The organism is Sedimenticola hydrogenitrophicus (assembly GCF_029017505.1).
GTDB classification, from domain to species: Bacteria; Pseudomonadota; Gammaproteobacteria; order Chromatiales; family Chromatiaceae; genus Sedimenticola; species Sedimenticola hydrogenitrophicus_A.
In genome coordinates, this window is the sequence record NZ_JAQGEI010000003.1 from 189,943 (window position 1) to 200,632 (window position 10,690).

12 protein-coding genes are annotated in these 10,690 nt (G+C 59.7%); 6 read left to right on the forward strand and 6 right to left on the reverse strand.

The window, feature by feature from the left end:
- Positions 1–201: 201 nt before the first annotated feature.
- The 4 genes from O9K64_RS03280 (at position 202) to O9K64_RS03295 (ending at position 2,839) form a co-directional block, all read left to right on the forward strand.
- Positions 202–1,353, forward strand: a complete 1,152-nt coding sequence (locus O9K64_RS03280; RefSeq protein WP_275096649.1) for a pyridoxal phosphate-dependent aminotransferase — start codon at positions 202–204, stop codon at positions 1,351–1,353.
- The gene (locus tag O9K64_RS03285; RefSeq protein WP_275096650.1) at positions 1,341–2,108 is read left to right on the forward strand and encodes an amidohydrolase; all 768 of its coding nucleotides are present in this window, start codon (positions 1,341–1,343) and stop codon (positions 2,106–2,108) included. The genes O9K64_RS03280 and O9K64_RS03285 overlap by 13 nt, the downstream gene beginning before the upstream one ends.
- Before the next feature lie 237 nt (positions 2,109–2,345).
- Positions 2,346–2,618: a DUF4160 domain-containing protein gene (locus O9K64_RS03290; RefSeq protein WP_275096651.1), complete on the forward strand. Its 273-nt coding sequence runs from the start codon at positions 2,346–2,348 to the stop codon at positions 2,616–2,618.
- Positions 2,615–2,839, forward strand: a complete 225-nt coding sequence (locus O9K64_RS03295) for a DUF2442 domain-containing protein (RefSeq protein WP_275096652.1) — start codon at positions 2,615–2,617, stop codon at positions 2,837–2,839. The genes O9K64_RS03290 and O9K64_RS03295 overlap by 4 nt, the downstream gene beginning before the upstream one ends.
- Positions 2,840–3,149: 310 nt before the next feature.
- Here the strand turns inward: O9K64_RS03295 and O9K64_RS03300 are convergent, their stop codons facing one another.
- Entirely contained in the window at positions 3,150–3,416 is a 267-nt protein-coding gene (locus tag O9K64_RS03300) for a DksA/TraR family C4-type zinc finger protein (protein WP_275096653.1), read from the reverse strand.
- A gap of 487 nt (positions 3,417–3,903) precedes the next feature.
- On the opposite strand from O9K64_RS03300, the gene O9K64_RS23755 reads away from it, so the two are divergent.
- Both O9K64_RS23755 and O9K64_RS03310 read left to right on the forward strand, forming a co-directional pair.
- Positions 3,904–4,119 carry a DUF1289 domain-containing protein gene (locus O9K64_RS23755; RefSeq protein ID WP_275096664.1) on the forward strand — a complete coding sequence of 72 codons (216 nt, stop codon included), beginning with the start codon at positions 3,904–3,906 and terminating at the stop codon, positions 4,117–4,119.
- An 88-nt stretch (positions 4,120–4,207) separates the two neighbouring features.
- Positions 4,208–4,861, forward strand: coding sequence for a thioredoxin family protein (locus O9K64_RS03310; protein WP_275096654.1), 654 nt, complete (start codon positions 4,208–4,210; stop codon positions 4,859–4,861).
- Between the two features lie 272 nt (positions 4,862–5,133).
- On the opposite strand, the gene O9K64_RS03315 is transcribed toward O9K64_RS03310, so the two are convergent.
- The 5 genes from O9K64_RS03315 to O9K64_RS03335 form a co-directional block, all read right to left on the reverse strand.
- Positions 5,134–6,921: a Rieske (2Fe-2S) protein gene (locus O9K64_RS03315; RefSeq protein WP_275096655.1), complete on the reverse strand. Its 1,788-nt coding sequence runs from the start codon at positions 6,919–6,921 to the stop codon at positions 5,134–5,136.
- 297 nt (positions 6,922–7,218) lie between these two features.
- Positions 7,219–7,887 carry a peroxiredoxin gene (locus O9K64_RS03320; protein WP_275096656.1) on the reverse strand — a complete coding sequence of 223 codons (669 nt, stop codon included), beginning with the start codon at positions 7,885–7,887 and terminating at the stop codon, positions 7,219–7,221.
- Positions 7,888–7,973: 86 nt separating this feature from the next.
- Positions 7,974–8,309, reverse strand: a complete 336-nt coding sequence (locus O9K64_RS03325) for an AzlD domain-containing protein (protein WP_275096657.1) — start codon at positions 8,307–8,309, stop codon at positions 7,974–7,976.
- Between the two features lie 270 nt (positions 8,310–8,579).
- Entirely contained in the window at positions 8,580–9,278 is a 699-nt protein-coding gene (locus O9K64_RS03330) for an AzlC family ABC transporter permease (protein WP_275096658.1), read from the reverse strand.
- Positions 9,279–9,556: 278 nt separating this feature from the next.
- Positions 9,557–10,690, reverse strand: a 1,134-nt coding sequence (locus O9K64_RS03335; RefSeq protein WP_420493148.1) for a dihydrolipoamide acetyltransferase family protein, incomplete at its 5' end; no start/stop codon positions are given.

The following is a 10,690-nucleotide window of genomic DNA, read 5'->3' on the forward strand; positions in this document are numbered from 1 at the left end:
CAGGTGAACACAGAACCCCTGCGGCCAGGGGTGGATGTAGGGTGGATAAGCGACAGCGCATCCACCGCAGCATTGGTGGATGCGCCTACCGGCTTGTCCACCCTACAAAACTGACCGCTAGTCGTCGCCTGCCGGATAAGCTATCACCCGGCGCCACTATTTGGCACACTAGATCGCCATCTCCAACAGCCAATCCGGACCATGAGCATAAACATCGACAGCAAACTGCCGGCCGTGGGTACCACCATCTTCACCGTAATCGGTGAGCTGGCCAACCGCCACCAGGCGATCAACCTGGGTCAGGGCTTTCCCGATTTCAGCGCCCCGCAAGCGCTGCTGGATCGGGTCGATTATCACATCCAGCACGGCCACAACCAGTATGCCCCGATGGCCGGGGTCGCCACGCTGCGGGAGGCGATCGCCGCCAAGGTCGAGCAGAGCTATGGCCGCCCGATCTCGGCGGACCGGGAGGTCACGGTGACACCCGGTGCCACCGCGGCGCTCTACTGCGCCATCACCGCCTGTGTCAGGCCGGGCGACGAGGTGATCGTGTTCGACCCGGCCTACGACAGCTACGAGCCGGCTATCCAGCTCAGCGGCGGATGCGCGGTGCATCTACCGCTGTTGCCGCCGGCCTTCGCCATCGACTGGCAGCGGGTGAAGGATGCGATCAATCCCCGCACCCGCATGATCATCCTCAACTCGCCCCACAACCCGACCGGGGCGACCCTCTCGGCGGATGATCTGGCGACCCTGGCCGAACTGGTGCGGGATAGCGATATCCTGCTGCTCTCCGATGAGGTCTACGAGCACCTGATCTACGACGGCGAGACCCATCAGAGCCTGCTGTGCCACGCCGAGCTGGCGGCGCGCGCCTTCGTGGTCTACTCCTTCGGCAAGACCTACCATGTCACCGGCTGGAAAACCGGCTACTGCATCGCCCCCGCCGCCCTCACCGCGGAGCTGCGCAAGGTGCACCAGTATGTCTGCTTCGTGGCGGTAACGCCGATACAGCTCGCCCTGGCCGATTTCATGCGGGATTGTCCCGAGCACTATCGGCAACTGCCGGCCTTCTATCAACGCAAGCGGGATCTCTTCTGTGAACGGATGAGCGGTTCCCGGTTCCGCTTTAGCCCGGCCAAGGGTACCTTTTTCCAACTGATGGATTATAGTGAAATCAATGAGCTGGATGATATGGCGATGGCGGAGTGGCTGACCCGGGAAAAAGGGGTGGCGGCGATCCCGGTTTCCGTGTTCTATAAAGAACCCCCGGCGGCGCGTTACGTGCGCTTCTGTTTTGCCAAACAAGATGAGACCCTCATCAAAGCGGCGGAGTTGCTGTGCAGGATTTAACCCTTACCCTGATTCAGGACCGGATTCACTGGCAGCAGCCGGAGGCTAACCGACGGCACTTTGAGGCATTGATCGCCCAGGCGCCGAGCTCCGATCTGATCCTGTTGCCGGAGATGTTCAGTACCGGTTTCTCCCTGCAATCCTCGCAACTGGCCGAGACCATGTCCGGCGACAGCATCCACTGGATGACCCGGATGGCAAAAGAGAGCGGGGCGGTGGTGGCCGGTTCCCTGATCCTGGAGGATGACGGCCACTACTACAACCGGCTGATCTGGATGCGCCCGGACGGCACCTTCGCCTTCTATGACAAACGCCACCTGTTCCGCATGGCCGATGAACACCACCACTACACCCCGGGCGATGAACGGCTGGTGGTAACCCTCAACGGCTGGCGCATCTGCCCGCTGGTCTGCTATGACCTGCGTTTCCCGGTCTGGAGCCGCAACACCAGCAGTTTCGACCTGCTGCTCTACGTCGCCAACTGGCCGGAAAAACGCCGCCTGCACTGGCAGCGCCTGCTACCGGCACGGGCGATTGAAAACCTCTGTTACGTGGCGGGCCTGAACCGGGTCGGTGAGGATGGCAACGGGATTGCCTACAGCGGCGACAGCGTGGTCATCTCCCCCAAGGGAGAGGAGCTGCTGAATGCCGGGAGTGACGCGGGCCTGTTCACCGTACAACTCAATCATGAGGAACTGGCCAGCTACCGCGAAAAATTCCCCGCCCATCTGGATGCGGATCATTTCCATCTTTGAGCGTGCATCCATCGGATCATCGGCAGGCCGTGCCGTAAACCAGATGGGTTTAATCCCGTCAAAAATGATGTGAAATGTCTTTTAAAATCAGTTGTCTAGATTAATCGTTCCAATTATTTAGGCAATATAATGCGTGGAGCAAAATGCCGGGTTTTACAATATCGTCTCGCGCTGTATTATTCGATAAATTCTCGGGATGTGTGATCATTGTTCGGCTTAACGTAAAAAGGAAGGTCAGTGCCAACAATTTCAATGTTCTATGGCATTCTGATAAGGATGTTCTTCTATGACACGGATAAGCATCATGTGCCGCATATACATGCCGAGTACCAAGGGCAATTCGCTGTCTATGCAATTGAAGATGGCGCATTGCTGGCTGGAGAGTTACCGAAGAAGAAACATAAGCTCGTCGTGGCTTGGATTGAAATTCATCAAGAAGAATTGATGGCAGATTGGCAATTGGCAGTTATCGGGAGCAAGCCGTTCCCTATACGAGGACTGGATCAATGATTATTCAGCAAGTTATTCCAAAAGAGAATTTCATCCTCCGTATTGTGGCGGAAAATGGAAGATCAGGTGAATTTGATGTAGGTCCCTACCTGAAGGGAGAGGCATTCGAGCCATTAAAGAATCCAGAAGAATTCAAGAAAATACATAATGGGAAATATTTCATTGAGTGGGAGTGTGGTGCAGATTTGTCCGCTGATACGATTGAGGCCCATTTGAAATAGAGCCGAAACCAAGGGGGCATGCGAAATCAAGGGGTCTGCGAAACTGTCAACAACAGCGAACTTTGACCGCTTTTTGTCAGTTTAGATTGTCCGGTTTTCATCAGTTTTATGATCGTAGAGGTCAGGCTCATTGATTGGACAATAGGGGACCACGTTTTCCGAGTCGGGTTTAAAAAAACCGTGGTCTGTCCCCGTTTACTTCAGGCTTAAGTAAGTGCCATTCGGAGCAAAGCCCTTTAATGCTCTGCAGTTATTGCCACATTGCTCTTGTAAGGCCAAATTCCAAACAAGCAGTAAGGTATGCATCAGCTTAGCGCAACTGGCTATCCTTGCTACCTCTGCGGTTGTATCCGCCTTGAATAACTTGTTGTTTATCCTGTTCTGACTGGCAGCTTACGCATAGTCGTACCCCGGCAATGGCCCTGCGTCTTGCCTCCGGTATCTCGGCATCACACTCTTCACAGCGGGTCAGACTTTCGCCATTTGGAATACGGCTGCGCACCTGATTGACCGCATCCTCGACGCTGGCATCAATCTGATCCTGTACCGCTCCATCACGTGACCAGCCACCGGCCATATTCACCTCGATGTACTATTAGGGGGTCTCACCGTCAGCTCGCTAATGCCTTGGTTAAGAACAACTTCTGTTGGTTTTTCTTGCGCAATCATCCGACGTAGTGCTTCGGGCTTGATACTCCGTAGTTTCCTACCACTTCGCCAAGTCGAGCGCTATCGAAGAATCAGAACGCCCGTGATCCTGTTTACACAGTATAGGCAACCCGTGTGATTACATTCTACAATTTTGTCGCATGAATAATAGGGGGCGGACCACGGTTATAGTAGCGCGGGTAACAAGTAAAGCAATGGTTGGTCTGTCCCCGTTTACTCTCACACTCCCATACGGGTGGGCCGGCGATTCCGGCAGATGTCTGTCTGCGGCATCTGAAGGTCGCGGTAACGCAAGCCGAACGGCCCAGTGCGCGTCTATCATCCAGAATGAGCATTGGATCAATCTGGAGTGGGGACTTATGAAGGATACGCAGCAGTTGATTGCGGAAGCGGAGATGACGCCCTGTGTCGGTGTCTGCAAAATGGACCCGGAGAGTGGTTGGTGTTTCGGTTGCGGGCGCACTGAGTATGAGATCGATCAGTGGCAAGCCTTTGACGACGCAACCAAAACCAGCTTGGAGGAACGGCTGCCTGAACGAGTCAAGAGTCTGATTGAACGCCGACGCTCGGAACGTGGGGGACGTCGAACTCGCAGCCGGTCCAGCCCCTGATCGATGGGGTCAGAGTCATTGATAGAGTAATTGACACGTCTTCCCTGCCCATGCGGATGAAGCAGCAGACAAGAGACAAATCAGCTGGATGACGAAAGAACAAAATAACAGCCAAGCCCCCGAAGCCCTGCTGCTGCTCGGCACCCACTGTGCACATTGTCCGGCGATGTTGAACAGCCTTGCGGAACTGGTGAAGCAGGGTGTGCTGTCAAAACTCGAAGCGATCAATCTGGAGCAGCGCCCCGAGGTTGCGCAACAACTGGGTGTGCGCTCGGTGCCCTGGGTGCGCATCGGTCCCTTCGAACTCACCGGGCAGCGCAGCCTGGCGGAATTGCGGCAGTGGGCGCAGAAGTCTGCCTCAGCGGATGGCATTCGGGGGTATATCGAGGCCATGCTGGCCGAGGGTGAGATGGACCGGGTATTGGCGATGCTTGCCAGGGACGCCGGCGTCATGGTGCGGGTGATCGAGTTGCTTGAGGATGGCAATGCCAGGATCAATGTACGCCTGGGTATTGGTGTGATCATGGAGGAGTATGAAGGCCAGCCGCTATTGCAGGAATATATTCCACAACTGGGCAGGCTGACCCAACACACCGACCCACGGGTACGTGGTGACGCCTGTCACTACCTGGCGCTGAGTCACAGCCGCGATGCGAGGATCTTCATTGCCCCCTTGCTGAATGACGAGAACGCCGATGTGCGCGAGGTTGCCGGGGAGAGCCTGCTGGCTCTGGATGATTAGCCAGAGAGTTCGGCAGAGTTCGAGGTCAGAGTAACAACTACTTCCAATTGTTACTCTGACCCGAATGGCACTTACTTAAGGCGAATTGCAGGATTTTCGTCATTCCGGCGCAGGCCGGAATCCAGGAATACCGCCACCATTAAGCAGTCTGGATCCCGGCCTGCGCCGGGATGACGGTGGTTCTTGGCTTAATTAAGTGCCATTCCCCTCTGACCCCGAATTCCACCCGAATTCCCACAGGCAGGATGCGCCCGGGGTTGACGCCCCGCGGTTTATTCATGGAGTGCGCGGCCGCCAAGGAGTCGGCGGGCGATCTCGGTGGTCTGGTAATTGGCGCGTTCGGTCGGGGAGTGGGCCGCCAGGTAACGGGCCACCGCGATCAGGATGTGTCGGCCGGCGTCGTTGTTGCCCCACGCCTGGAACTGCCGCACCCCCGCTTCGAGTAACTGGTGGGCGTGGAAGCCGGCGTCCTCGCGCAACAGTGCCCGGCTCAGCGTCACGATGAGTGAATCGGGCGGATGGCCGAGCAGCAGGTAACGGGCCACCAGCCTCGCCGCTGCGTCAACCTGGCGCTGGCGGTCAAAGCTGTCCAGGAGTTGCGTCAGCAGGGTGCTGGGCTCCGCGGGCAGATCATCCAGTTTGTTGCCGTGCTCCCCGGGGAGCGCTGCCGGCGGCACGTTGAGATAGCGGGTGAGATAGACCGCCATGGCGCCGTGGAAGAGACCGCGCGCCACCTCGGGATGGGTTGTCGTGTCGTTGGCTCCAGCTTCGATACGCTTTATCGCCTGATACAGCGCGTGGCAGTAAGTGAAAGCGTGGTGCGCGGTCTCCCAGTCGCCGTGCTCGTTGGAGATGCCGAAGCGGGCGATGCGCAAGGCCGCGGCGTAGGTAAGCGCGCGCCCGAGGTCGGTGCCGGTGGCCCCTGCGCGGATCGCCGCCTTGAGCGCGTCCACGATGCCGTCTGGCTCGGCGTCGAGCAGTGTTTGTGCCAGGGCGGCGTGGTGGTGCCATGATGCTTTGTCGCGCTCCTTCTCCCCCCGCGTATGCAGTTCGCCTGTCTTCAGTTCGCTGGCGGCGCTCTCCAGCAGCAAAACCAGGTCTGTCGGCTGGCGCCATTCCGGGGATTCCTCGGCTCCGCGGGCGACCACCATCTGCCCGATGACGGTCGGCAGCACGGCCGCGGCGTGCTCCCAGCCGATCAGATCCAGGCATTCGAACGCCTTGTTGATGAAGTCGAGGGAGTGGCCGCCATCGGCGAAGACACGGTCGGTCTCGGCCGTGAACAGGAGGTCCGCCAGCGCCGTGGCCGAGGTGCCGGCAGCGATTGCCGTGTGTACCGTCCGCTCCGCCCCGGAGCGGTGACGCACCGCGTTCCAGCGGCGCAGCCAGCGCTTCAGTTGGGCGGTCCCCGGCATGCTCGTCATCGGCGCGGGATCGCGGCGCGGGGCCCGGTCGGCGCAGTCGCCCGCTACGCGCCGCACGCCGTGGAACAGCGCCAGATAGGTCTCTTCCTCTGGCAGCAGGGGCAACAGATTGCCAAGGGCGGTGAGGATCGTCATGCCGGTTCCCCAGCCATCCCGGTTGCGGGCACCGAACAGGGCCGCCTGACGCAGGATATCGACCGGAGCCAAACCGGCCGCGAGCAGGCCGCGTATCGCCTTGGCGATGACCAGGCCGAGGTTATGGGCCATCCCGTCGTCGAGTCTCCGGCGCCAGTGCGCCGTCGGGTCGGGATAGCCGAAGACGGGCTTGACCCATACCTCGGCGTCGCGTACCTCTACCGGACAGGTGGGCACATCGTCGGCCCACAAATCGAAAGTGCAGCCGCTGGAGAGATCGAAGCGCGCATGGTGCCAGTGGCAAGTCAGGATGCCATCCTCGACACTGCCGCGGTCCAGCGGGAAGCCCATGTGGGGACAACGGTTGTCCAGCGCAAAAACCTGACCACGATCATGGACGACGAGCACCGGGCGATGGCGGCCTGAAACCAGCAAGCGGCCTTTGGCCTCAAGCTCCTCCAGTGTGCAGGCAAGGATAAAGTCGGACTTTCCGTCTTTCATGGCGCCTCCATCAAGGGTGGCGTGCGTCGCTGAATGCCGCTGTGCAGGGGCTAAATGGATGATTACTGTGTTAGATCAGGACGCATCGGCAAGGTTCGCGGTGGAATGCAAGAGTTCGGGATCAGAGTAACAATTGGAAGTCGTTGTTACTCTGACCGAACTCCGGCAGGCTCGCGAAATGCCCGTAATCAGAAAATCGATCGCCGCAAGGATCTCCTCGCGCGGGTGTTCCTTCCACGCTCATCCCCCCCTGACGCCCCATTGGGGCGTCAGGCCAGGAGGAAGCGCACTCGGTACTCAGTGTTTGAGTTGCGTTTGATGCACGATGCGCATGTAGGGTTTGGGGGCCTTCCATCCCTCGGGGAAGTTCCGCTTGGCGTCTTCATCCGACACGGCAGGGACAATGATGACGTCTTCACCCATATGCCAGTTCACCGGCGTGGCGACCTGGTACGCGGCGGTCAGCTGGCAGGAGTCCAGGGTCCGCAGGATCTCATCGAAATTGCGTCCGGTGCTCATGGGGTAGGTGAGCATCACCTTGATCTTCCTGTCCGGACCGACAATGAATACCGAGCGCACGGTGGCGTTGTCCACCGCGGTACGGGTGCGGGCGTCATCGCTGGCATTGGGATGGATCATGTCGTAGAGCTTGGCCACGTTCAGGTTGGTGTCACCGATTAACGGATAGTTCAGGGCGTGGCCTTGGGTCTCTTCGATATCCTTGGCCCAGCGCTGGTGGTCTTCCACCGGGTCCACGCTGAGGCCGAGGATTTTGCAGTTGCGTTTGTCGAATTCGGGCTTCAGGCCCGCCAGATAGCCCAGTTCCGTGGTGCAGACCGGGGTGAAGTCCTTGGGATGGGAGAACAGGATTGCCCATCCGTCGCCGAGCCATTCATGAAACTTAATCTTCCCCTGGGTGGATTCCGCAACGAAATCAGGGGCTTCGTCGCCGAGTCGTAAAGTCATGGTATTCCTCCTCCGCCCGTCAGGGCTGACGCATTGCTCAATGCATCAAAAATAATAGTTGAGTATTTCACTGGGTCAAAGGGTTTTTACATGGATCCGATGATAAATTGCACGCCATACAGGGTCAGCATACCCGCAGCGATGGCGGCGATTACGTTGTTCCACCAGACACCCACGACCAGCACGGCCAAGGCGGCTAGCAACCGGGAAGGTTCGGGTTGACCACCGGTGGCATTCGGCCAGATCACCAGCGGGGTGATCAGTGCCGGGAGGACGCCGACCGCCACATAACGCAGATGACGCAACAACCATTCCGGCAGCGGGCGCCCGCCGATCAGACCGAGAAAGGAGAAACGGATAAGGTAGGTGCCGAGGCCGAGGCCGGCGATGATGATCCAGATGGTGCCGTTGTCCGGGCTCATGCTGAGTGCTCCGTCAATGTGATAATTGCGAGTTCAGTGAGCTTGTCAGCGTTCATGGCAAGGCGCGCCTCGCCGGCAATGGCCGGCTCCCTTGGCAAGAGGCGCAACGCCGTCCATGGGCGCTGACAAGCTCACCCTTCGGGCGTCCCTGTGGCGTTCCGCAGCCGCGTTGCAGCGCTTGACAAGGGAACCCGACATTGCCGGCGCACTGCGCCTTGCTGCAAAACGCCACAGGGACGCTGAATCCGTAATTATCACGTTGACGGAGCACTAGTGCTCCTTCACCCACAACTCGGTACGTGCACCCACCATCATCGCGCCCACCGCGGCCACCAGTAACCAGAGGTTGTAGGGCATCCAGGCCAGCAACAGGGCCAGGGTGACCGATGTCAGTGCCGCCGCCAGGTGGGGCAGGCTGCGCAGCATCGGTGCCACCAGGGAGATAAAGCAGATCGGGATGGCGAAATCGAGTGCATAGGATTCCGGAATCGCCTTTCCGATCAGTGCGCCCAGCAGGGAGAATCCGTACCAGAACGGGCAAATACTGGCGGCGGCACCAAAATAGTAGGCCAGCTTCTCTTGTATCGGCCACTGGGGTGCGTGTTCATACTGCCTGATGGAGACCGCGAACGTCTGGTCGACCATGAAATAGGATGCCAGCAGGCGGGTTCTGAGCGACGCCTTCCCGAGGTGCGGCACCAGCGCGGCGGAGTACATCGCCATGCGCAGGTTTACCGCCAGGGAGACCAGAATGATGATGAAGGTGGGCGTGTGATCATCCAGCAGTGCCAGCGCGGTAAATTGTGCGGCTCCGGCGATCACCAGGACGGTCATCGACATGGTCTGGATCAGATCGAGACCGGTCTCCCCGGCCGCCACCCCGAACAGCAGGCCGAACGGCGCCACCACCAGGATGAAGGGGCTGCAATCCAGGAAACCTCGCCAGAAGGTGCGATGGGTGATGGACATGGCGGTCGAAAATTCCCTTTATGCTACGGTAGGCTATCTGGGTTGACATGATACGCTTTACGCAGCAGGCGGTCGATAGGTTGAATCGGATGGCAAGCTATTCCGCGGTCTGGTTTTTTGCTCCGATCCCGATTAGTTCTACTTTGTCAGATTCTGGCGCTGTTTCCGATATTGGGCGGATAGCGTCCGGGTAAAGGATTCCAAGACACGCCGTAAACCCTTTCATGTACGCACACACAGGCACGTTGTAACCCACCGTTGGGGGTTGCGGCAATCGCCTACTGACCCAGCGACGCCATCACCACCCCGAGGAAGCGTCCCGCCTCGCCGCCGGTAACCGCCCGGTGGTCGAAGGTGAGTGACAGCGGCAGCAGCCGGTGCACCGCGGGCTGGCCGTCGACCGGAACGACGGCCGGATAGCTGTGGCCCGCCCCGAGGATCGCCACCGTGGGCGGCACCACCACGGGATTGGCATGGCGGCCGGCGATGGTGCCGAAGTTGGAGAGTGTGAAGGTGTTCCCCCGCAGCTTGTCCGGGGCGATGCTGCGCTCCCTGACCGCCTGTTTGATGCGGTCCAGTTCCTCCCGCAGTTGGCCGGCGGAGTACTGGCCGACATCCGCAATGACCGGGACAAACAGGCCGTCCGAGGTGTCGGTGGCGATGCCCAGGTGCACCTTTTTCAGCAGGCGTCGGCCGATGGCATGGGCGTCGAACCAGGCGTTCAGTGACGGTTCCGCCTCGCAGGCCGCCAGGATCGCCTGGATCAGCCGTACGGTGACGTCTTCGTTCTCCTTCCAGTGCTGGATATCCACCACGTCGAACAGGCTCACCGGGACTACTTCGGCGTGCGCCTGGGCCATGCTGCGCGCCATGGAACGCCTGACTCCGCGCAGCAGCTCCATGGGGCCGACCTCGGCAAGGATTCGGGCCACCCGCTGTACATCGGTGGCGGTGACCGTATCCTTGGGGCCGGTGGGGGTGACGATGGAGAGGTCCACATCCAGTTGTCTGGCCAGGGCCCGCACCGCCGGCGTCGTCTTGATCCCGCCGCCGCCACGGCTGGTGATTTCGCTGGCCCGCTCCTTGATCACCCCGGTGCCGCTTTTGACCTCGCCCACCACCGTGCCGCTGTCCTCCCGGGCCGGTTTGGCCGGTTCCGCCGCCGCGGCTTCGCCCGCGACCCGGAACTCCACCAGGGGATCGCCCACCTGCACGATGTCGCCATCCTCGCCGTAACATTTGGCGATGACGCCGGCCTCGGGCGAGGGGATCTCGACAATTGCCTTGGCGGTCTCCACCGACAGCAGCAGTTGCCCCTGTTCGACAGTATCACCGGGTTTTACCTGCCAGGAGACGATCTCCGCCTCCTGCAGTCCTTCGCCCAGGTCGGGCAAGTTGAATAGTTTCATGCG

Coding starts and splice junctions, on each gene's coding strand:
- O9K64_RS03280 (WP_275096649.1), top strand. CDS start 202: ATGAGCATAAACATCGACAGCAAACTGCCGGCCGTGGGTACCACCATC.
- O9K64_RS03295 (WP_275096652.1), top strand. CDS start 2,615: ATGATTATTCAGCAAGTTATTCCAAAAGAGAATTTCATCCTCCGTATT.
- O9K64_RS03300 (WP_275096653.1), bottom strand. CDS start 3,416: ATGGCCGGTGGCTGGTCACGTGATGGAGCGGTACAGGATCAGATTGAT.
- O9K64_RS23755 (WP_275096664.1), top strand. CDS start 3,904: ATGACGCCCTGTGTCGGTGTCTGCAAAATGGACCCGGAGAGTGGTTGG.
- O9K64_RS03310 (WP_275096654.1), top strand. CDS start 4,208: ATGACGAAAGAACAAAATAACAGCCAAGCCCCCGAAGCCCTGCTGCTG.
- O9K64_RS03315 (WP_275096655.1), bottom strand. CDS start 6,921: ATGAAAGACGGAAAGTCCGACTTTATCCTTGCCTGCACACTGGAGGAG.
- O9K64_RS03320 (WP_275096656.1), bottom strand. CDS start 7,887: ATGACTTTACGACTCGGCGACGAAGCCCCTGATTTCGTTGCGGAATCC.
- O9K64_RS03325 (WP_275096657.1), bottom strand. CDS start 8,309: ATGAGCCCGGACAACGGCACCATCTGGATCATCATCGCCGGCCTCGGC.
- O9K64_RS03330 (WP_275096658.1), bottom strand. CDS start 9,278: ATGTCCATCACCCATCGCACCTTCTGGCGAGGTTTCCTGGATTGCAGC.